The following is a 24785-nucleotide window of genomic DNA, read 5'->3' as shown; positions in this document are numbered from 1 at the left end:
CGGGGTATCCAGGATATATCATGAACAATTTGGATTCTATTCCTGATAATAATGTTTCAATAAAACAAATCATTTCCTGGGCATTTTATGATTTTGCCACTTCTGCCTATTTTGTGGTGATATTTACTTTTGTATTTGCTACCTATTTTACTGATTCGATTGCCTTGAATACTATTGAAGGAACCGCTCTTTGGGGATATACCATTTCCGGTTCTGCCTTATTGATTGCTATAGTCAGTCCTTTCGTTGGCGCAATAGCGGATTATGGTGGCCAGCATAAATTATGGCTGATCTTTTTTACCTTGCTGGCAGTTATTGCTATAGCTTGTTTATGGTTTGCTTATCCAGACAGCAGTTCCATCCCTCTTGTTTTAGTGTGTATTTTTGTTAGTAATTTCGCATTGGAAGTGGCCACTGTTTTTTACAATGCATTTCTACCTAAATTGTCTTCATCTCAATATATAGGCCGGATTTCAGGATGGGCCTGGGGGATGGGTTATCTGGGTGGACTAATCTGTTTGATTATTTCCTTATCTATTTTTGTTGATGGTCGTTTGGGATTTTGGTTAGGAAATACAGAATCAGCAAATATTCGTGTTGTACCTTTGTTTGTCGCTGTATGGGTTATTTTTTTTAGTTTACCCTTTTGTTTCTTTGTAAAACCAACCCATGGACGCTATTTAACACCCGGTATCGCAATAAGAACAGGGTGGAGTGAATTGCTGTGCGCATTAAGAGGTTTGAGGGGGCAAAAAGATCTTTTTTTGTTTCTTATTGCGCGCATGTTTTATATCGATGGTTTAAATACACTGCTGGCACTGGGTGGGATTTACGCTGCAGGAACCTTTGGCTTGGAAATCAATGAGATTATGATTTTTGGAATTATCATTAATATTATGGCTGGTATTGGAGCAGCCTTGTTTGCCTTATGTGATGACTGGATGGGGTCAAAAAGGACTGTACTTATTAGCCTGTTTTGTTTGGTTAGTACTTATTGTTTTTTACTAACGGTTACATCCCTAACCTTATTTTGGTTGACCGCACCTGTTATTGGTGTTTTTGTCGGGCCAATTCAAGCCTCCAGTCGTACTTTGTTAGCACGTTTGAGTAAACCTGAAGAGATAACCCGAATGTTTGGTCTTTTTGCTCTTTCTGGAAAAGCAACCAGTTTCTTAGGGCCTTTATTAGTTGGAGTGGTCACTGCGTTCACCACAAGTCAGAAGCTGGGTATGGCAATGCTACTACCTTTTTTTCTTCTTGGCGGTCTACTCATGTTCTTTGTGAAAGAGCCTGACCATCATAATACCCGCGTTAACTAATGTTCCATACTTAACTCTATCGTGCAGTCCACATCATGTTCAATTTTACGAGGTATATTAAAAATGGATATTCTGGGCAGTTTTTCACGCACCCGCGTCATGGCATGTTGTAAAGTCACCGAGTCATCAAACAAGTTTGGGTACGTACTTTTATTGGGTTTGCTGAAGTCTGGATTTGTATAGTGTTCGCCTGTAAAGGTTACATTGTTTTTATGCTGACTCCAAAACCGTAATAAGGACTGCATCCCCGTGTTCGTGATTCGTTCTGTAGGATGCTGTTGTTCCAGTACTTGAAAAATACATTTACAGCGCCACAAGGTATGATCAAGAGACGGAGCCTGAAGAAGTTGCTGCTCCAAAAGGGAGCGTAAATGATGATTATTTTTTTGTAGACCCGATAACCATGCTTCTATGGATTTGCTCTTTAACAAAGGATTTTGAGATTTCTCATGATCAAATATATCCACCTGATCCAGCCGTGAATTAACAACCGCATTGAAAGTAATGTTTAGAAAATTATTAAGCTGGGTTTTTGCTTCCGTCACATTGTTTTTATGTGCTTTAGTATTTAGGCGCAGATATTGGGATAATCTGTTTTTAATAGCACAGGCTGTTTCATAGAATAAATCCAGATCTTCATTGGTATTCAGCGATTGATAACTGATTTCTAACCTGTTTATATGGGATTTTAAATCATGAAACGGAGTCAGTTTATCCGAGAGTAGGCTGAAGATGTTCTTTACTTCACTATCGGATAAGAGTTGGTGTTTCAATTCTCTTTCTGCAAATTTTGCCCACTTATTATGAGCCTTTTCTTTTGTACTGATTTTATTTTCATTGGAAGTCTGTTCAGCCCGGCAGATATTCAATAGTTTTTCTTGTTGTTTTGGTTCTTGAATAAGGTGAAACAATGAGAGAATTTTAATTAACAGAGTTATTTGGTTTTCGTTTAATACGTAGTCTTCAAGCACATGCGTATTATTTGATGTGAGCAAATGGTGCAGCGGCCATTTTATGGTGTCAGGCAGTATTAATATTGTATCTTCCAGGTTAAGCGGAGTTAAGTCTGTAGTAAACTGTTCCACGTGATGATTGAAAAGCAGGGTCAGTATCCATTGCTCATCAAATACCTTCAGGATATAGTTTTGAACTTTCTGTATGAGCTGATCTCTTCGCTGTAAAGCCTTCTGAATGGCACCGTTAAATTGAAATAATTGGATATAATTTCGTTTGTCTTCTATAGGTATTTGCCTGTATAACTTGATTATCTGTTCCAGCACTTCTTTTTGTTTTGAGTTAAGCGAAAAAGTGGATTGTATGGTTTTGCATAGTGTTTTTGGCTGTTCTGAAAAAAGAGGGTGTGTCACACATTGGAATACCGCATGAATCAGATTGTTGTTGATAACCCCATTATATCGATGAAGAAGAGCAGACAAGATATTATTTTCTGCTGCATTTAACACAGGCGCAAATAACGAACTCCATTCCTCTTCCGTCAGGGGAAAATCGTCTAGTAATTGTTGATTACAAAGGGTTAAATCTTCTGCGCTGATGTGAGGGTATAAAACACGAATCAGCTTCGTGGTATAGGCAATTACTGAATTTTTTTTAGTATCGAGCGATTGGTGTTTTCCTAACAAGTGTAACAGATGATCACGGGATTCAGCTGACACCTCGGTTTTGGTATTCAGTTCATTGGCTGGCGCTGCTGAAAGTGCCAATGGATTTTCAATGCTTTTCATGGGTTTTCTTTTAAAACGTGTAAATTGCCAACTAAAAAAATCGCCAAGCATATGAAATGGAGTCGTAGTCGTTTGCCACAATCCAATAATGATGCCGTGCCAGAATAATCCTTCTAATGCACCTTTTAAAGCCCATAACGGTTTTAAGCGGTCATGTTGATGTGCCGCTGCAATTTGTTTGGCGCGAGTAAAGGTTTCATAAATGGGGTTGTGGATAAATGCAAACAGATGATATTTATGCATGATTTGTAGACCTGCGCCCAAATGTTTTGCACTCCAATCGATAAGACGATCATTCGTCTGTGGTTCTCCTTGTGGCGTGCCATCCGGGTCACGATAATATGAAGGAAAATTATAATCGTGCATTCGTCCGTAATCGCGGGCTACTGTTTTTGATGGTCCTTCGTGTTTAAGCGCGGCATAGAGCATTCCAGGGGTTTGTTTCCTGGATAAATTTTCCTGCTTATTCTGTTTTTGAGTATTAAAATAGGCTTTTATCGCATGAGTTTGTAATAAGGGACTCACATGCAGCTTAGCTTGTCTGGCTATTTCCTGAGCCAGTTCTTCAGAAGGTTGAGGATAGAAATATGAGTTGATATCACGTAAAAAGTTCAGTGTCTGATCATATCGAGACATGGCCTCAGGAGATACTTCAACCGGTTTGGTGACCGTAAGGTCGCGTATCAGCTTTTCACATTTGGCTCTGTTTATGGGGTAAAAAGTATCCTTGGAATTAATAAAGATCAGGAAACCCTGTTTGAATTGTTTATCGTCACGGCCTATATCGTACAGACTATAAATCAAATTTTTGAACATGCTAAAAAATATTTTTTGGCACTCTGAAAAGTTACGCCCATCATTGGCAAGGGTGCTGGTGAGCATCTTGTGTTTTTCAACAAGATAGTCACTACAAAATGGCGGCAGTGCAGGGGGTTGCTTTTGGGGATCAGGTAAAAATCGTGTCTTGATCTGATCATAAGCCGACTTGAAGGTGGGACAGTATTCCATAATGCGTGCTGATTGCAACATGCGAATGACGAATGAAGCACACAGCTCATTAGGTTGATTAAAATAGCGGTCAAAATTCTTGGGGATTACTCCTATAAAAGGCAAATAATCATCATTATCTCCGCGGATTACCTGGCCATAAAATGCATCTTCCAGAAATTGATCGGGAGCAACAGGATCATAGACAATATGTCCTCTGACGTTTCGATACATCGCTTGTGCATATTGCATTTGCAACGGGCCCAAGGGATTGCCAGCATAACAGACTTTGGATTGCTCGCTATAGGTTGTATTTTTAGGAAAAGCCTGAACATCCAGAGTACCGGCACGCCGGTACATAGGGGTTTGTTTTTCTTCCCCATCCCTTCCTTTAAAATAAGTACCCTGCTTACTCGGTATTAAAAAACTGTTAATCTCGGTTAAGCCGTTTTCGTTGTTTCTAACGACATATTGTTTTTTGTACTTTGGATAACGTTCATTCTCGAAGTAGGCAGGTTCTGGTAACAGATCAGTCACCAGATTATCGATTAGAGCATTGTAAACAACTTCCTGATATTCAGATGGTTGCAATTGGCTCATATAATTAAAATCGGTCAGGAGTGTTTGAAGTTCAAATTTTATGCCTATAGCGGCATTCATTTTTGCTTCAGAAGGACCTTGTCGATGAAGACTGATTTGTTTAAAACGTCTTCCCCAATCAGCCTTGGACTCTCTGAATTTAAATGCATAGGCCCCTGCTTCGTTGGACAGGTTTACCGTTCCATCCCAATTCGCCCCAATACCCAACGCCAGTCCAGGATTGACTTGAAATCCTTGTAATAACTCGAACAGATATTGTGACAGTATATTGATTTCAGATGAACCTGGATTGAATTCTTCATCTGTAAAATTCACTAAGGTTTTTTTAAGTACGGTATTGATTTTTTCAGGGCTTAAGAAACTGATGGGTTCTTTTAAAAAGGGATTGACCAATATATCTTTGGAGCTGTCATTCTTGTTTCTTGGGATAAATTCGACACCGAGTTGAGCTAAAGCAGTTTCCAACCATAATTGAAATAATTCAGTTGGCCACACGTCCATTCGATGAGACAGTTGACGTCGAATAATGGCATGCAATTGGTCCAGTGGAATAAAACGAGGAGGATATTTGACCTGAGCATCAAAATGACCACCAAATTTCATCCCAAAAGCATTAAGTAATAAGAACTCCGTTTCTGTATCCAGACGTCCTGCACCATTAAAATTGTAATCATAATCCGGGATAAACGGGTTTTTGATAATAGGTTTAACATCCTGCGGCAAATCCAGTACTTCAACTGGCGTTATGATGGATTCAATGGATGACGGAATAATCGGTGGAGCTGATGAAGATGCGGCTATAGGGATGTTTTCCCTGTTAAATACATCCACTGGAGATATTTTCGACCACCCAGCCATCATTCCTATTAATTGCCATAAGGATTCATTATCACAGTTTAATTGCCAAAACGAATCACTGTCTCGATAGAAGCCTTGTTCCTTAATCGCTGTGAGAATTGTTTTATAATGCTGTTCCAGATTCGTTTCCGAAAGAGCATCAATCTCACCACGATGATAAGACTCTATAATTTCATTAAACTTCTGAATGGCCTGATTAATAGCGCGGCTGTGTTTAGGGAACTCACTAAGAACGATGGGGAGCCTGTTTTTAAATAATGCATCAACATTAAAACAGCCTTCCAATTCCAGAGTCAACGATGCCAACCGTCTCGCCAAATCTTTACTGGTCGGAGGATCTGGTATAGAGAGATTTGCGTTTAATCGATTCAGCACGTCGCGATCGGGGCAGATCATATTCAGCAGCGGATAAGCTTGCGCTAAAACAGCTTCCTCATTGGTTAGCTGTATACGAAATACATGAGGAAGCGAATGTTTCAATATGTGAAAGTCAGCATCGGGTAAAAAATTTGGCATAAAACCGCCCGTATCATTTTTAATTATTAGGAGATGATATTTCTTCATAATCTGCTTTCGGATGCGTCCAATCATGAAGCAACTTTTCTTTCTTTTCCGCCAAGGTTTGTTGGGGGCGTTTATTTTCACCACGATTAAAAATGCTGTTTCTGACGTGTTCCAGTCGTAATCGATCACATACTTTATTTACAATATATTCCCAACTCTTTTGGGTTTTTCCACTTAACCTTTCATAATTGAGCATTTCACTCTTTAGTCTGTCCAGCAGGGAGTTCGGTCCATGCTCAGAATGGAAGGCTCTGTCAATAAAGGTAATTAAGACCGCGTCAGCATCATCACAACCCTGAAAGCTGTTATTTGAAATCAGACTGTTTGAGTTATGAGCTCTTTTACTCTCAACAATTCCGCCATGATCACTATGATAACTGGATAAAATAATACCGCCACGATGAAATCTTTGAATAATTTCATTAAAGGCATCATCAGTTCCAGAGCCATCAACCATAAGGCGAATTAATAATTTATAAAATCTCTTTAAATCCAGGATATTTGCCTCATTTTCATCTTCCAGAAGAGCAATCTGATCAATTCGTTGATTCACCGCTTCTTGAAATCCACGAAGGGAGTCTTCGGTAGCACCAGATTTTCCTGTTTTGCTGGCAAGTGAAATCCCCGCTGTACCTATGCTTCCTGCGACCAGAACACTTTGCGACTGCTCGTTGAAATTACGAGAGAGTCCATTCGGTTGAGACAATGCTTGTAATTCAAGAGCTAAAGCTTCGCCTGGCCGTGGGTGAATACACAGAATTTCCATAATTTTTGCTATAGCTAAGGAGGTATCCAATCCAAGAACTGAAGCCTGTAATAGTAGTTTTGTGGTAGTAGAAAGAATACTGGCAACACAATCTGTACCTATGCCGGTTAATAAACTGCTATCAGAACCGCAATCCTTTGTTGATTGTGCACTACTGTGAACAGGTTTTAATACCAGTTCTTTATCAATGCTATGTACTAACTCTCTTAGGGCATCAACACTACCTGCAGTAGTTAAAGGCGCAACGGGTAATAATGCAGTAAGGGCTAACATTGTGGCGCTGCATTGGCTAAAAATTGAGGTCAAGGTGCGGATCAGACTACGTTGTGAGGAATGTATCTCTAAGTTATCCTGTAACAGTTCAGGATTCCGCTCCATTTCGCTGGCTATATTCCCAAGCGACACACCTAAGTGGGATAGGGTTAAACGTAAGGCTGAAATAGCATGAGTAAAATGCGCTTCTTGTCCTGCCGCGCTATCTTCCGCTATTGCTTCATGTGCTAATTTTGCTTCTTCCTGAGTTAATTCTTTTGATCTTTGGCTGGATTTATCAATTTTTTCTTTATCCAGGAGCGTTAAGGAGCGGCTCAAGCAAATCTCGAATAATTCCTCACATAATAAAGACAGGGCACATGAAGCAGCTATAGTGGTTCCATTTGCTTCGGCTGACAATTGAATTGGAGAGCTGTTCTTAATCGGATCTCTCATGTGCAGCATTTCATCTTTAAAGTTGATGGTAAAGGCCTGGATGACATTTAATGATTCGCTGAGCACCTTACTGATGATGCTTTGTGCCGAAACCGCTTCATTTTTAATCTCATCGTCAATAACACTGGCTTTTTTTGCTACGACTATAGACTTTAAAATTGGTGAGATGAATGCGCTGTGTGTGCATAGTGCTGCGGCAATGCTGCTGTTAGTCATTGTAGCCAGTTGTGATGCCATCGCTCCATTTAGGCCGGGGATAGGATTATGATTTGCTTCCGCATCGTCCAGAACTTTCAGTATATTGTCATACAGTCGGGGCATTATGGCGTCAGACACTAGAGCGCTGTCTGAATACCCTGGTGCCGGGATTTGTTTGTCCTCCTTCAGTCTATCTTCTTCCAGTTTGATCACTCGACGCAGCATTTCCTTCAAGGCGCCTGAATGACACAGAGCTACAGTTAACGAACGGGAAAATGCCGTTTCTGCCAGGAAATATGTTGTTTTGGTGCTGGATTGAATCACTGAAGACGAGCCCATGGAGTGTTCTGCCAGCCTAGTGGCATTACTGGCAAAACTCAGGTTTGATTTGAAACCATTATCCAGTTGTGTTTTGTCAACACCATCACTCAGCCTTTTTAATGCAAGACTGTATCGTATGCCTCCGAGTAATGCTTCTGCACTGATACCGCTTTGTAACCCGATTAAAGCAAGTACTCCTACAGAGCCCAATAAAAAGCCGGTGCTGTTGCCTTGAGAAAAGGCTATGGTGGATTTACCAGCAGAATCCAAATCATTTCGTTCCATATCCGGCAGGATAAAATTTCGGTACGAACGATGAGTTAATACCACTTTTTCCATGACGCTTTGGAGGTGGTGATTTAGGGAAAGTTTCTCTGAAATAGGACCTGTTCCTGATAATTCAGCACTTCCTTTATTAGAGTCCAACGCGGATTGAGCGTATTCTTTAGCTTTTAATTGTTCTGCTTCATTAAGTTGCAGGGGGATGCTGGGGCTTTCAGCTAATGTGCGCAGTTCCTTCAGGGCAGAATACATGCCTGCAATCACATTCAGAGACGCGATCAATGAGCCGGATGTAACCGCTTCACTCATACCTAAGACTACAGGAGCTGATACACCTAATTGCTCGCATCGCTCAAGCCTCTCTTGCAACGCGCACACTCGAGACATGAGTTTATCCAGATCTGCTCCTGTCATTTCCTGACGAGACTGCAAGACTACTTTGCTTTCCTCATTACTTCCCTTGTCATTTTTAGTAAAGTCCACACTTCCGCTCAACTCACGTGAAATCATCCCTGTAAAGCCAGGAATAAGACTTGATGCGATGATGAGAGCAGCTTGACTTCGCACAGTACCAATGGCGCTTGAGGCAATAACTTCATGTTTCTCTATTGCTTGGAGTTCACCATCTATATGTTCTATTGCTTTATCAAATTGGTGGCAAAAATCAGTAACATTTTGCGAGTGATTTAGAGCATCTCCTCCCGAGACGTCTTTGAGCAGACTGGCTTTGGAAGCAGATTCCTGAGTATTTTGTGAAAAATTATCTTTTTCCTGGGTTAATGCATGCTCTGCTGCAGTTACAGCAAGAACAGATGAGTTCACTGCCTGCAATGTTTTGACAAATGGCATTGCAGTTAACATTCTTATAAATACGGACATACCGGGACTGGTAACGCTATGGTGTTCTTGCATTTCCGCTGCTAGTTCAAAATTTAATAGCGCTTCTTCAAGTTTGCGAAGAGCCATTAATGATTCCTGACTGTTCTTGCTTTGGGAAAAGGTTGTGCAGCATTCCTGGAATGCCTGATATACATTTTTTTCTTTTGGATTTGAGGACTCTTCTTTTGAAAAATGGGCCACAGCGCTAAGCTCACGCAGTGCGGATCCCAAAGCATCAACTACAAGAGCTAGAAGACTGGCTGTACCTAGAGAACCGGCTGTCGCGGTATTCGCACTGGTTTTTACCAGATGTCCATGTGATTTGCCGGCACTGCCATGATGTTTGAAATCACGATCAAGATTTTTTTCCAATTGATTCGAAATATTATTCAAATTCATCCATAAGGCATTTGAATTAGCCGATAATCCAATTTTTTTATCGTTCAGTTCTTGTTCTATGTCAAGAGTAGAGGCTCGTTTGGTTTGTGACAATTGTTTGTAGTTCTCAACTGAATTCAGAATGCCTTCTATGCATGCCTTGATATCGAGCGGTAGTTGAGCAATATGTGACACGGTCATCGCAGGTCCAAGTAATGCTTTCTCTACAGTTGACGCGACAGCATTGTGCGTGAAACCAAGCATTTCCTGGAGATCGTCAGGGAATAAATCCAAGCCAGCAGCTTTTTCATCACGAAATTCATCAATACCATTAAATAATAGATTTAATGCTTTTAATAATGAGTCGCGTTGTGCCACATCACTTTCTTGTAATACCTTTGTTGATACAAGTCCTGATTGTTGGCTACCAGCAACAGCGCCACTTATTGATGAGCCCACAGTTCCTGGAATAGCAGAGGTAGTCATGGAAAATGGGGCAAAAAGGTTTTCTCCTGGCATGATAATAACGTCCTGTAATTAACATTATAAGAATTAGAAAGAACTGAGGATGTCATCGAACAGAGTATCTGAACGGATACTTTATATCATTTTGTCGTTTCCAACCTTGCAGAGTCCATTCTGCTCTAATTTCGTAAGGACTGTTTAAAACAGGGATTACACACTTTACGAAAGAGCTTATTTTTACCATGTAAATTTATTTTGAACAAGGACAGATTTAATTGAGGTTTTGAATTTCAAATGCTTTACCGAGTCTTCCATGAACGAACTTGCTAGAGATTTAAACTGGTATAAATCATGTTAACAACCGCAATTTTTAGAGTAAACATTAAAATATTAATAATCATTATTAATATTTTTAATAACGCTGATACGTTGTGTTTTTCATCGATTTGCAATAACCCAATAGTAGGTATTGACCTCATGAGCATCTTATTGAAGTAATTACACAAATGACAGGTTAAAAAAGGTTTATAATTATACAGAAGAATTCATTTTAAACGGCTCTCCAGTTTTTCTGGTCTAGAACTTATCTTGGTTGTGATATGAAAAAAAACATCGATATCCTGAAAGCGATCGGACTTCTTTATGAAAAGACTGCTTTACCCGTAATTGAGTCTTCATCTGAGCCTAATGGAGGTGTTTTAAACATTGAACGGGTTTTGAATGATAATCCGGAATGTTGGGATACTGTAATTTCGGGTACCTCGCAATTAGAACAAAAGACTATTTTTATAAATTGTGATTTTAATGAAGACTTAAAAGACGATTATCTAAAAAAAAGAATTATCAGTAAATTAATTGAAGAGGGTTTTGCTCTTTATTTTCGTACATCTAAAGGATTAATGAAATTAGAGGATCCTTTACACGTTGAAATTGATTTACCCAGCATGGTTCCGATCACTCCTCAACAGCAGAGTGCAGAGATAAAAAATTTAAATTTAACAAAAGATCGTATTGAATTACTTGATAAATCCAGACTGAATGAACTATCTGAACTGATTTTAAGCGCCCCTGATTTATTTTTTCATTTTATTAACTTTAGCGAATTAAATGATTTTTCTGGATTAATTTCAGACATCAATTGCACTGAGTGTATTTATTCTAACTTAAAAGGAGGCGTGGAATGGAGTTATGATACACCTTCCCATTTTGATTCGGGTCACGATTGGTCCGATAAGCACGAGCTGTTTGAACGCAAGATTTTAAGTGAAAATAAATCAATTAACCTCTGGCCCCCATTTTTACCTTCAGCTCAAACTTCCGAGACAGATGACAGCACTAAACGTGATTTGTATTTGGATTTTTTGTTGAAGTGGCATTCTGATTTATTAAAAAAAATCCGATATGCAAGCATACCTAACACGGAATGTAATTTAATTTCCTTACTGAATCAAACAGAGTCACTGATCTCTCTTTCTATGAATCATTGTGAGTTTCGCCCCATTGGAGAAGAACAGCTTTATAACTCAACATTGCGACATTTGGAAATTAAGGATACTCCTGTCCCTGCGGATGTTTTGTCAGAAGTGCTTCTTCATGCGCCAAACCTTGCCTCACTTGCGATTAGTGGGTTTGAAATAAATGAGGATACAGAATTAAATTTTCAGCATAGAACCCTTTCAAAATTACAGAATTTAATTCTCGAAAACAAGTTGAGATTATCTGTTCAGCAATTAAATGCTCTACTCAATGCGACACCCAATTTAAATAAACTCAAGCTCGATTCCATCAATCTTAATTACGATTCATCACTGCATATTAACTCACCGCTCATTCATCTAAATGAGTTGGATATAAAATTCACCGTTGGTTTGAGTGAACTCTATTATTTTTTGAGCAATACGCCAAATTTAGAGGTGTTCACTTTATCTGGAATAAACAATGCTGATTCAGATCTCACTTTATTTCAAACAACGAATGAGTACAAAAATTTAAGAAAGTTGAATATAAGCGACTCTACTTTTAGTCCTGAGCAACTCAGCGCGCTATTAAAAATAACTCCAGGCTTATGTGAATTTGAACTAAAGAGTAGTCTTCTCTTTGATGATCAATCATTCGATCTTAAAAAAAATTCACTGTCTCAGTTGATCCATTTTAATGCTTCTGGAACATACATCACTACATCTCAATTAAAATGCATTTTTGAAGCTGCACCTAATATGCAATTTCTAGGTCTCAATCCAGTTGATGATTTTCTTGAGTTTCTTAGTAGTCTGAACGCGAACTTATTACCTTCCCTGACTACAATACAATTTGAATGGGATTGTTTAAGCGTTGCTGAGCTTGGCCAGTTAGTAAAAATTGCTCCCAATCTGAAAATGATTCGAATGATACAACCTGACAAGGATGGGGAGGCTGCGCTCAATTGGTTTATCCAAAGCTATCCTCATATTAAAATAATCTATTTGGAGCCTCCCCCTCCAACAGAAAGTTATTCTGAACACTCTCATTTCAAATCTTCTTCCAAGTCATTGAATGGCCTTATCGCCGATAAACACATCAAATCTTCTTCCAAGTCATTGGATGGCCTTATCGCCGATAAACACAGTAATCCAATTTTACCCGCCAGGAGATTATTTAAAGCTAAAGAAGAAACTCAGCCTCATTTCAGTAATTATCATCTGAATTCTTTTACCTGGGATTCCGGAACCAGAACTTTTGTGCCGGAACTACCTCTAGAAATTAATTTGGAACCAATTGATGAATCATTGCAGCTAACGAATCAACAGGTAGAGGATTTATTTAATCGTTCTGAACCGACTAGTAACTATATATATGGCCAAATCTCATTGAGCCAACCCGTACTAAACCAGTGGATACAGGTGCCTGGCTTAAGTTTGGATGATGAGTTGGTGCATTTTGCCAACAGCACTGCGGATTTTGAATTAAAAAAAGACAAATATTCAGGTTATTATTTTATCAAGTTTAATAAACCTACATTAACGTCCGTTTTTAATTACATCATCAAGTCTTCGAAACCTCTGGATGACACCCTTAATCATGAGGCTCCAGAAGAGCATTTGGATTGGTTATCAAAATGTACTTTTGATTTGAATGGAAGGTTAGCTGATTCTCCTGAATATCAGAAACTACGTGCACTTGATTACGATCAACGCGTCCAGGCTTTGGCTTCATTCTGCAGATTTCCAGAAACATCCGCAGCTCATAATATTAATGGTGATGCTATAGACGTTCTTAATGGTCTGATACACCAACGCTCGGGCGTATGTCGTCATCGTGCGCAATTGTTTGTAGCAATGGCTGAGTCACTGGGTATTTCTGCTGCATTGATTTGTAATGATGTACATGTATTCGTGAAGGTGCGTGATGGGAATCGCCGTTATAGCCTTGATTTAGGAGGAGGGGCTGCTCATTTGATCGATTTACCGATGCCTGCTCTAAGCAATTCAGCTGACAAGCAATCTCATTTAACTCAGGCTGAACAGGTTCTAAAACAAGAAAAGGCAGCTAAAAAAACGGTAAAAAAACAATTTATTCCCTTGACCGAGGATAACCGATTTCAGACCTGGAATAATGTTCCAATTGTGGCAAATGATGCAGCTGAACTGGCTGAAAAACTCATCGCAAAAGATGCCTGTGCAAGACAATGGCTGATTTTTAAGGATAAACAGGGACTTGAAATTCTTCATCAGCAGTCGACTCAATATCAAAACTGTTTTTTCTCCAGAGATCTGGATGCTTTGAAACTGGAAGCTGTTCGTATTGATAAAAGTAAGGATACGAAAGTAGACAGTCCTCTAAGTTTATTTATTAAAACAGCTGCCGATCATCCCAATGAGACTTATACCTGGTTTATAAATTGGTCTGATCCGAAAGCACGACATGTTGGATTAAACAGTGTCATTGATAATGAAGGCCGTAATTTGGATGGATTGGTTATACCGTCCAATGTTCATATTGTAGTAGGAACCGATCAGACTTCTGCATCAAAAATGGGGGATGATTTTTACTCCCGTTTCGATGCGATAAGCCAGGCTCCTGAAATTCCGGCCATGAAACTACCGGAGATAAAGGCAAATCAACCTATCAATGAGGGCGATATTTTATTTCCGTCTCCGCTGACTTGGGAAACGGTATTGCTCGGTCGTCCTTCACTGGATAATGGCATTCTGGATATGATTCCAGGCGCTCTGATGAAGGCCTCTGTAACGAAAACGGATCAGTTAACGTTACATAACGCCCCGTTTGAAGATCCAAAATTTCGTTTTTTTATCAATGAATTAATGAGAAACAAGCGGTTTTTTTTCAATGGAGAATGGCATCATTTATCAGAACATTTTCATTTGAATTTTGTCACTCCTGATTTATCTACCTATCCCATCATCATTGAGCCTGGTGAACATCTTAATTTCACTCGGGTAGTGAATCAACATACCTATCCTTTGTTGTTCAATCAATACAAAATTGGCGACGATCAGCGACTTAAATCACAAGTGGGTTTTCTCGAGTCCGACTCATCAATACAATTGATAATTACAGAACATCTGACTGAAATTCAGTGGTATACCCTCTTAAAAGAAGCCAAAGAGAACAATTGTGCTTTATCCATTCAGACGACGCCAGATGTTTTTATTCCAGCTCCATTACGTTCACTGGTCACCGTTGGTCCTTCTTTAAAGAATAATGACACTCTGTTCATCGCGACTGATTTGGATGCTGTTCAGGATGCCAAAGTAGATGAACACGCATTAATTATTAATGTAGATCTAAAAACTAATTTTAATCAGTTGTTTTATCATGTCTCATTAAACAATCGAGAATTTAATGGTCAGGAAACTGAATTGTTGAAAGCCATTAGAACGGGTAAAAAAGTCGTTTTGAAAGGACGATTTTCAGTAACCCTGGCGCAACAATTACAGACGCTTTTTATTGATCCTCCAACCATTCGGGTCAATGGAGAGTCAATTTCAGCGAGTAATCTGACCCTGATCAGTGATGATGCTACTCCCTTTAAAGCCATACATCCTAATGAATACGTATACCAACCTGAAATGGATTTTAATCGATTATCCAAGGCCTTGGATGAACAATTAAAAAAAACCTATCAAAGGCTCAGGCTTACACCTTGTCATAGTCATTTTGCTGATCTGCCCGAAGATATGGTGTTGCATGAAGCCTGGGTTGACAATTTAATCAAGAGGCTGGAATGGAGCGCCGGAGCGCTCCCTGATAGTACCGGCCCGACATCACCTGTGACCGTGATGAATTATCTGGAACACCATTCCTTTGTATTTCTCACCAGCAAAACGGGGGAAGGTAAAAGTCATTTTGTCCAAAAGACTTTAAGGGAATATTGTCGCAAGCAGAATAAGCCAATCACCCTGTATTATGAAATGACCGGGATTAAAGATTGGTTACGGCATTCAGGAGAGAGTCAGTCCGTATTATTTATTGATGAGGCTAACCTGGCCAATGAACATTATGCGGTGTTTGAAGCTTTGGCTCGCGGCGATAAAAACTTCTGGTTTGAAGGGGAATGTTATCCTCTAACAAACCATAAAGTCATTTTTGCTGGAAATCCAACTCAATATGAAGGGCGATTTGAGCCCGATTTATTCAAACATTACCCGAATTATCTGCCGTTTAAGGGGCAGTCTCTAGAAACCATTTTAACCCCTTTGCTTGAGCAGTATGCCAATGCAAACACAATGCTTGAGCTTATAGAGGCATACTATGGCAAAGCACAAGACGCGGGACTTACAATTACCCCACGCAATGCTCAGATGATGTGTTTGCGATTTTTTATCTTAAAGGAATCGCTGCAAACTCAATTATTGCCCGATGATTTTTTGTTGCGTTACGCCATCTTAAGTGAAATCAAGACATTAAGTCTGGATAAAAAGCTAAGTCGAGATATTCGAAATGATATCAAGCTGACGACATCTTGGCGCGAAGATAAAAATAAATTAAAAGATGCTGTTCAGCACGCTGTGCCGCAATCTAGTGATCAGCAATTCGTATGGACTGAATCACGCAATAAAGCAGCATATGCTATCGAAACTTTGTTACTGGTTCGTGATAAGAAAGTTAACGGTCAATTTAAACAGGAACATGGCATAAATGGGCTCATTCTGGAAGGTGAGCCTGGGATGGGTAAAAGCAAATTGGTCAGTTCTTTGCTTAAAGCCAAAGGGATAGATTTTGTAACGATCTCACCCACAACACCTGATCGTATGCAAAACAAATTATTGGAAGCTTTTCATCAAGGTCAGGTAGTCGTTATTGATGAGTTTAATACTCTTGTTAACGAGCAATTATTAAATGCGTTACTTTCTGGATACGATTTAGAGGGTAATCCTCCGCAAAATCCTGGTTTTTGTATTATTGGTACTCAGAATCCCACTACTTTTCATGGTCGGCAGATGCTGTCTAAAGCTTTGGATAATCGACTGATGCATATTGAATTACGTCATTATAAATTCAATGAAATTAATGAGATTTTGACTAAAAAATTCAATTTAACACCTGATGATGCAGTCAAATTGACAGAAGAGTATTTGTCTGCAAGGAACTTTGCCAGGGAACAAGGTTTATTTCCTCCTCCAAATCCACGAAATATCATAAATAAAGCTGAAGATATGCCCATTCAAACAGATATATCCCACTCGACTAAAGTGAAATGAACAGGACTTACGAAAAACGTCCAATCTCTTCGTTAAAAGGAATTTTTAATTCAGTCATTTAGGTTATCTAAACTCCTTCATTAAAAGTTCCTTTTGCCTCGACCTTAGGGTTTTTGTAAGTCCTGATAAATTGTCTTATTTTTCTCCGGTCACTAAATAAATAGTAAAGTTAAATTGATATTCACCGTGGTATTTACGCTGACATTCGTTATCAAAATATTGAACCATGGCTTCATTGACTACTTTAATATCAGGTTCTGCTAACTGTCCTTGATAGAAGGCAATACCATTAACGAATTTTCTGAATACATCCAATGATGGCAGGACAATCGATTGTTTGCATAATTCTACGTTGAGTTTTTTGCACGCTATATCCTTCAGTTTTTTATCCAGACTGTCCATCCTGGAGTAGTCAACCGGCGGTTTGAAATCAGACAGTACACTGAATTGGCCTGAGTCTCTAAGAGCATAATAACTCGTAATAAATGGATCATCACCCGATGGGAACAAGGTAAAAAATGTACCGCCTTGTTTTAGAGCTTTAATAATATTTACAAAAGACTCATAGATGTCAGTGGCCCACTGCAAACACCAGAATGAGACAATAGAATCAAACTGTTCGGCGTAATTCATATTGATAACATTGTCTTTTTTTATCGAAAAATTGGGGTAATCAAATGTGATTTCCTGAGCCAGTTTTAACATATTTTCTGATGCATCAATTCCCAATACAGAACCCTGTGGAACCATATCAAGTATCTTTCGAGTATAGGTGCCATTGCCACAGCCAATATCCAATACTTTGTCAGTTGGTGCAATATTGAGATCTGAAAGATAATGATCGGCTACAGATGCCTGAATATAAGAGCCAATCGCATAATCATTTGCTGGCCAATCGCGTTCTGACATAGTAACTCCATTTAATATTGAGTAGTGATTAATTTTTTAAATAATCAAAAGATGAATATAGCTCTTTAAGAAGTAAAAAGTCTATTTAAACTAAAAAATCTGGTCTGTAACCCCAGTTTTAATTTAGTATGACTGTCTGTTTCAAGTTTTGGAAGTCTTTAATTATAAAGGAGTATTTTATGTCTCAATTGCAAAACCAGAACGTTCTTTGTGTACTATATGATGATCCCGAGTCGGGCTTCCCCCCTGAATATGCTCGTGATTCCATTCCAGAGTTATCTCAATATCCAGATGGTCAAAGTATGCCATCACCATCGGGGATTGATTTTACTCCCGGGGAGTTATTAGGTTCTGTTAGTGGCGAATTGGGATTAAGACATTTTCTAGAACGCATGGGGCATCGATTTGTAGTGACCAGTGATAAAGAAGGCGCCAATTCAGTTTTTGCACGAGAATTAAATGATGCCCATATTGTCATTTCTCAACCTTTTTGGCCCGCCTATTTAACTCGGGAACGCATACAGCAGGCTCCACAACTCAAATTGGCTATTACTGCGGGTATTGGTTCTGACCATGTGGATTTACAGGCAGCCATGGAACATAACATTACTGTATGTGAAGTGACTTTTTGTAACAGTATCAGTGTTGCGGAACACGCTGTCATGATGATTCTTGCTTTAGTCCGTGATTATATTCCGCAATACAACACGGTGTTGAAAGGAGGTTGGAATATTGCCGATTGCGTAAGTCGTTCTTATGATTTGGAAGGCATGCAGGTAGGTTGTGTTGCCGCAGGACGTATCGGGCTGGCAGTTTTAAGACGATTAAAACCATTTGATGTCCGATTACATTATACGGACAGACACCGATTGTCTGCCGCTGTAGAAAAAGAATTAAATTTAACCTATCACCCTACTGTTGAGTCCATGGTAAAGGTGTGTGATGTTGTCTCTATTCATTGCCCCTTACATCCTGAAACGGAACATTTATTTAATGAACAATTAATCGCACAGATGAAACGGGGTGCTTATTTGATTAATACAGCGCGTGGTAAAATATGTGATAGAGAGGCTATAGCAGAGGCGTTAAAATCAGGTCATCTGGCAGGTTATGCTGGTGATGTATGGTTTCCCCAACCCCCATCAAGTAACCATCCATGGCGGAGCATGCCGCATCATGCCATGACTCCTCATACCTCAGGTACCACCTTATCAGCACAAGCACGATATGCAGCTGGCGTTAGAGAAATTCTTGAGTGTTGGTTAAGTAACAAACCAATTCGAGATGAATATTTGATCGTTCACAATGGCCGATTAGCCGGTGTAGGTTCGCATTCCTATAGCGAGGGAAACAGCACAGAAGGGGCGGTTTCATGTTATTGAGGTACTGGTCTTGAGTTATTTCTAATCACTCTTGGGATGAAGGCGGATAAAAATCTGCCTTCATCCGCAGATGATTAGAGAAAATAATGAGATCCGCTCGGTTGACTCGGATAATCAAGCAAAGATCCTCTGGACGAGGAGTTCTCTTTTGGAAATAACGTTCTTAATGGCTGATTTACAGGCGTTTCACTTCTCGTTTGACTTTCTTTCAAAGGACTTTCTACATCTGGATTGGTTTTCGTAAAAAACGAGTTGCTGCTCAGGTAATCCGTAGGGGATTTGTGAATTTTTTTCTGATCGCTTGTTGGTTCATCAGGAGGATACTGTATTTCTGGATCCATTCGACGTCTTTTGGGTTGATTTTCCTTGCCTGATAACGCACGTGGAGCAAAATATTTTTGATTTTGGACCAGCAAATTATAACAATTTGGCATATCAGTCATTGACTTTGTATCGAGGTTTGACAGTTTTCCTTCAATTACTTCATGAGTGACGCAATTTCCATTTGCCTGAAAAGTAAAATAATCAATTAATTGGCCAAATCCTGCGAATACATAATCAATATTTTGCTCAAGGTTTTCGGCATCAAGAGGGAACGCCAGGTTTAACCAGGGATCCATTAATATCTGTTCATTAACAATGACAATAAAATGATTTTTAAATGTTGCCAGTCTGAGTGTATGGATTAGGGAGTTCACTTTTTGAGACTCAAGTACTAAAGCAGCAAATCCAAAAAACGCTTTTTCCTGACAATTTCCAAATCCAGATTGCTTGGTCAGGATTGCTATCTCAAGAATTTTACGTAACCAGCTTATATTCTGGTTGTTCAATATATTATCTGCCGAATCTTGGGTTAGTTTGACTAAAACTGCATCTTCCTCATTGTCCGTAGGTAAATCAGAAGAACATATATCTTGAGCTAATTGATTCAATGCGACAATGATATCCCAGACTGCGATATCATTTGTACTGAAATCATATTGCTTTTTTGTGGCAAGCGCTTTTTTTCTTACTTCAGCAACATCCGAATTGGTGAGTGCTGCATATCGGTTTGCTTTTTTTGATTCGGGTTTTTTTGATTCCGGATGGGGGTTTACATTCTTTTCAGCAATTGAGGTTGAAATTATTCCTGCATTTTTAGCTTTTAATTGATGAAAGCTGGAATAAAAGTCATCAAGGAATAATTGACGTTGTTGTTCGCTAATTGGGGCGCTTTCTAAAGCACAGAATTTGGTGTCCATATATCGCTCATTTGGTAATGCTATTGGTAAATACGGGCTAATATTATAAGAATTTATTATTAAGAGAGTATTAATAAATTAAACATTGTTGAATTAATTCATGCATATTGATTATTTTATGGTACATGAGGTTTTTTTTTGTGATAAAATACGTCATTGAGTTCTAATTTTAACAATTTGGATTGCTATCATGCGGTCAAATGTACTATATAACATTGTGAAACAAGTTACATCAGAGATCCATCAGGAAATAAGTGCTTGTAACATACCTGGTGAAAAAGAAAGAAATCGATTTTTTTCTACTCTTGTTTATATGTCTCAATGTGCTTCGGACAAAATCCTTGCAAACACAAAGTTTTCCTTTTTGGAGAGAATCCTCCTTTGTGCTAAGGAAATAACACAAAGTGGAGCAGGTAATTGCCAGCTTCAGTCTTTTGTAGCTCTGGATAGATTAATAAGACAATTTGTTACTGCTTCTTTGACGACTTATGATTTATGTATTCCTATATCGATCTATACTACTGCCAATCATGCTTTTATCTTGGTGAATGGCACTCTGGTCTGCGATCCATGGAATAATTTTGTTGGCAGTATTAAGGATAGTACAATTAATTTGTCAAATAGAACGGAATATTTTGGCATAAGATCGAACTGGGATTGTTTTGACTCAGGCAAATATGATCGTTATTCGACAGAATATACCTGTGTATTAATGAAACAAATTGAAATTGACTCTGAAAAGAATTCAGAAAAAGCATGCGTTTTGAAAGATTATAGTGGAACCTGTGAAACACTTGAATATAATAATTCATGCTATCAGAAATAATTGTTCGAGACTTACGTCAGTTGTTTTATATATTTCTGTCCGATTATTAAGGGGTGTTGACCCTACCGATTTCGACCTTTCTTGACGTTAAGACTAAATGGATGAATGGTCAATATACTCTATTGTCTTAATGATATATTTTATATTGAAGATCATGGGATAGTTTATAATTATTCTCTAGTCGTTACCCTATACAACTCTTCTTGCATTACTAATGAGAGTTAAAAACATCTGAGGCAAGTAAATGAATTCATTAACTAATAAAATTGTATTAATAACCGGAGCATCCAGTGGTATAGGTGAAGCATGTGCGCGTTTGTGTGCTGCTCAGGGAGCCCTGCTTATTTTAAGTGCGCGACGAACAGAGCGCTTGGAACAATTGGCTCAAGAATTAACACAACAGTTTAAAAATAAAAATTATATTGTACCCCTTGATGTACGGGATAAAGAACAAGTGAAACTGCAGTTAAGTTCGTTACCTGAGGAGTGGAAATCAATCGATGTGCTAATTAACAATGCAGGCCTTGCTCTGGATACTCTGCCTATCTCTCAAGGTATTGAAGATCATTGGGATACCATGATTGACACTAATATCAAAGGACTTCTCTATGTCAGTCGAGAAGTCATTCCGGGGATGTTGGAGCGGGCTAGAGGGCATGTCGTCAATATAGGGTCGATCGCCGGACATGAGTGCTATCCAAATGGGAATATATACTCAGCAACAAAACATGCAGTACATGCATTATCTAAATCAATGCGATTGGATATGCTTGGGAGTGCTGTCAGAGTCACTGAAATAGCTCCAGGTGCAGTAAATACTGAATTTAGCGAAGTCCGTTGGAATGATAAAAAAAGAGCTCAGGATTTTTATAAGGAATTTCAGCCCTTATTGGCGGATGATGTTGCCGATGCGGTACTTTATTGCATCACTCGACCACAACATGTTGATATTGAACAAATGATCATCATGCCTACAGTACAAGCTTCTGCGAATCATTTACATCGCGAGGTTCGTTCACAGTAATCCTTTGTAGTAATCATCAGGAACTTGTGAGTACATAAAATTATATTTGCGTTATAATTAAACATATGTTCCTGGTGAGGTTTTATTTATGTCCGATTTTATTCCTGTGTTATCCGATCATGCTTATCAGTCAACAGAGTTTTTATCAATAAATCCAGAAGACAATAGCGTACAGATTAAATTGCATGTAGGCACCTGGAACATACAAGATAAATGTTTTTCGAAAGCGAACCATGTTACTCAAGCCTATGCGAATAATCCTTATGACGCAGATGAGACTCAGGCTAATTATGCTATGCGTAAACGTGCCCAATTCAATAAAATCGAAGCGAATATTGCAAATGGCGGCGACGATATTGTGTTTCTCCAGGAAGTTGATTTTTTGTTTGGCAAACAAAATCTTGAATTAAAAAATGAATTTCAGCAGATGTTAAAACGTCATGGTTATGAATTGGTATTTACCCAACGGCCGAGCGATCCTAATCATACTCAACAACCTATGGCTATGATTTATAATAGGAACAAACTGCAATTAGATTCCAGTAAAGGAGTATTTCCAGCTCCGCCAGACGCCCATGGGAAACAGAAATATCGTGGGTATGAAACGACATTTACTTTAAAAGATGGTTCAAATCGCAAAGTGGTCGCTACAAACCTTCATTTACTTTATGGACATGATTATAAAAATGAAATTGAAGATTATCAACGAACAATGGAACAAAAAGGTGTTCTCTCTATTATGGGGGGCGATACAAATAATGTACAAAATTCAAATTTGAATACGGCATTAGGAGACTGGTCGGTATCGACCAATATTGCGCGCGATCCCCAGACGAACCAATTAACAACGGCACATTCCGACCCAGGTAAGCCTGGCCAGAGGATACAAAAAGCCTATGATCGTTTTTTTGGTGTACCGTCCGCGGGTAATTATTTAAAAACTCAGCCAACACAACGTAGCGAGCAGGTTGTACTAAACTCATCTGGTGAGGCAGAATTTAAACCCTTCACCAAATTTCCTGTTTCATTATCTCGAGTTAATGAGCGATGGCGTCGGGGTAAGGATATCATTGCTGAATTGGAACATGTGTACAACAAAACTAGTAATGCTTCTAGACGCCAAGATTTATTATATGAAATGAGCGAAGTGATTCATTTTAAAAATTTAAAACCGGCACATTGTTTTACCAATTCTTTGATTTTAGAGGATTATAAGAGTTATGTTTTTAAACAGAAGCATGATTCATCTAAAGATAGTGGTGCGGTTCAAGGGAATTCCTTGCACCATGCACAAAATCCTCAACACATGTTTCATCATGGATTAAAACATAATCCGAAAAATGACTATGCCTACTATATTGAGAAGTCAGACAGGTCAACTAACTCAGGACGATCTCATTGGTTTAAAGTTTCAAGTGATTCAATGAGAAGTCAATTAAAAGGGGATGCATTAAAATCTGAAATATTGGATAAACTCTATAAAAAAATTGATAATTGTCAGACTATATCAGCCCTTAAGAAAGAAATTAAAGCAATTGAAAAAAGTGCTGACTATGCTATTTTGGCTACCGGTCAAGGATTAATCACCAAGTTGTCGCTAGGGCTCATTAAAACCAGTTCTGTTATTGCATTTGAAACAATATGCCGTGAAAAGATGAGTGAGTTGAAAGGCCCCAGGATTAAACCCTAAGCCTGTTGAGCATCCATTCTTGTTGTCCACGATCCAGTATTCTTTGTTCGACCTAAGTGAATGTGTATAAAAATTTGCCAATAATGCCTTTGGTGGTCTATTATTAGTACATATAGGTAATGACTGATCCCGACTGAACCAGTAAATAATTCCAGATTGGGAGGTTGTTTTGGAGAGTGGTGTGTAAGCCTACAATCGGTAGGAAACCTTAAGCTCTGCATAAATCTCCGTTTTGCATTTCAGTCGCGGCTCAGAACTCGGGTGGTCGTTGCCTGTACTATATGTTACACCGGAATCTACAGCAAGAAGCCCGTATATGCTTTAGCCTATACGGGCTTAATTTTTGTTATGGCGTGTTCGATAAAGGCGGTTCTGGCGGAGTAGGCGTACATCCTGGCGTAGTGCCAATAATAGTTCCACACATACAGTAGCCATGATCATTACCCATGGAGCAAGCTTTAAATTCACCATCCAAAATAAAACAGTAATGAACTCCCCAGCCAATGCAGTACTCATCACAGGATTGTTTTGGATAAGCATAATTTTTCGCTATGGCGTTCCCTGAACAGACGTCAGCGGGTGGTTGTGAGCAATAATATGAGTATTGATACCAACCTCCTGGTTCTTCGGAGCATCCAGATGAGCATTGAGTTACAGCTCCACCAGTGTCGCATACTCCTTTACCTTGACACATGTCATCATGATTTGACTGACAAATTCCATGAGCCATGTAACGTCGACTCTGATTCCATCCAGAATGATCATTTGACCAGACAATTTGTGTATAGCAGAGAAGGAATAATATAAAGCACGATATAAATGAGTGAAGCAGTTTACTATTTGATTTGATATATAAGTTCATAAAAATCCTTTTAAAATCATAAGATATTGCTGCAAATATCAAGCAGGCGCTAATAGTAAATAATAGGATTCTGATTATCAATG

General features: G+C 38.9%; 11 protein-coding genes. 6 read left to right on the top strand and 5 right to left on the bottom strand.

All coding sequences use genetic code 11. The features are described from left to right. Positions 1 to 20 precede the first annotated feature (20 nt). Entirely contained in the window at positions 21 to 1319 is a 1299-nt protein-coding gene (locus tag Lqua_RS03455) for an MFS transporter (protein WP_058472884.1), read from the top strand. Here Lqua_RS03455 and Lqua_RS03450 read toward each other — a convergent pair. Both Lqua_RS03450 and Lqua_RS03445 read right to left on the bottom strand, forming a co-directional pair. After that, a complete protein-coding gene (locus tag Lqua_RS03450) occupies positions 1316 to 6022 on the bottom strand; it encodes a hypothetical protein (protein ID WP_133141063.1) in 4707 nt (1568 codons plus the stop codon). The two genes, Lqua_RS03455 and Lqua_RS03450, sit on opposite strands and share 4 nt — an antisense overlap. Before the next feature lie 19 nt (positions 6023 to 6041). Next, complete coding sequence (locus Lqua_RS03445; protein WP_058472882.1) at positions 6042 to 10121, bottom strand: hypothetical protein; 4080 nt, start codon at positions 10119 to 10121, stop codon at positions 6042 to 6044. Positions 10122 to 10666: 545 nt separating this feature from the next. Here Lqua_RS03445 and Lqua_RS03440 point away from each other — a divergent pair. Beyond that, a complete protein-coding gene (locus tag Lqua_RS03440; protein WP_058472881.1) occupies positions 10667 to 16768 on the top strand; it encodes an AAA family ATPase in 6102 nt (2033 codons plus the stop codon). 135 nt (positions 16769 to 16903) lie between these two features. Here the strand turns inward: Lqua_RS03440 and Lqua_RS03435 are convergent, their stop codons facing one another. Continuing rightward, entirely contained in the window at positions 16904 to 17677 is a 774-nt protein-coding gene (locus Lqua_RS03435) for a class I SAM-dependent methyltransferase (protein WP_058472880.1), read from the bottom strand. Positions 17678 to 17856: 179 nt separating this feature from the next. On the opposite strand from Lqua_RS03435, the gene Lqua_RS03430 reads away from it, so the two are divergent. Further along, the gene (locus Lqua_RS03430; protein WP_058472879.1) at positions 17857 to 19059 is read left to right on the top strand and encodes an NAD-dependent formate dehydrogenase; all 1203 of its coding nucleotides are present in this window, start codon (positions 17857 to 17859) and stop codon (positions 19057 to 19059) included. 74 nt (positions 19060 to 19133) lie between these two features. Here Lqua_RS03430 and ceg10 read toward each other — a convergent pair whose 3' ends face one another. Beyond that, on the bottom strand, positions 19134 to 20300 hold the full coding sequence (ceg10, locus tag Lqua_RS03425; RefSeq protein ID WP_058472878.1) for a Ceg14 family Dot/Icm T4SS effector: 1167 nt from the start codon (positions 20298 to 20300) through the stop codon (positions 19134 to 19136). 190 nt (positions 20301 to 20490) lie between these two features. Here ceg10 and Lqua_RS03420 point away from each other — a divergent pair, with 190 nt between their 5' ends. The 3 genes from Lqua_RS03420 to Lqua_RS03410 all read left to right on the top strand — a co-directional run bounded on the left by Lqua_RS03420 (position 20491) and on the right by Lqua_RS03410 (position 23840). Further along, entirely contained in the window at positions 20491 to 21126 is a 636-nt protein-coding gene (locus Lqua_RS03420) for a hypothetical protein (RefSeq protein ID WP_058472877.1), read from the top strand. 244 nt (positions 21127 to 21370) lie between these two features. Further along, the gene (locus tag Lqua_RS03415; protein ID WP_058472876.1) at positions 21371 to 22150 is read left to right on the top strand and encodes an SDR family NAD(P)-dependent oxidoreductase; all 780 of its coding nucleotides are present in this window, start codon (positions 21371 to 21373) and stop codon (positions 22148 to 22150) included. A gap of 88 nt (positions 22151 to 22238) precedes the next feature. Further along, positions 22239 to 23840, top strand: a complete 1602-nt coding sequence (locus Lqua_RS03410; protein WP_058472875.1) for a hypothetical protein — start codon at positions 22239 to 22241, stop codon at positions 23838 to 23840. A gap of 346 nt (positions 23841 to 24186) precedes the next feature. Here the strand turns inward: Lqua_RS03410 and Lqua_RS03400 are convergent, their stop codons facing one another. Continuing rightward, positions 24187 to 24702: a hypothetical protein gene (locus Lqua_RS03400; RefSeq protein ID WP_058472873.1), complete on the bottom strand. Its 516-nt coding sequence runs from the start codon at positions 24700 to 24702 to the stop codon at positions 24187 to 24189. Positions 24703 to 24785: the final 83 nt, after the last annotated feature.

This window comes from Legionella quateirensis (assembly GCF_001467955.1).
Taxonomy (GTDB): domain Bacteria; phylum Pseudomonadota; class Gammaproteobacteria; order Legionellales; family Legionellaceae; genus Legionella; species Legionella quateirensis.
The sequence above is the reverse complement of the archived record's forward strand: the minus strand, read 5'-3'. Positions and strand labels throughout refer to the sequence as shown.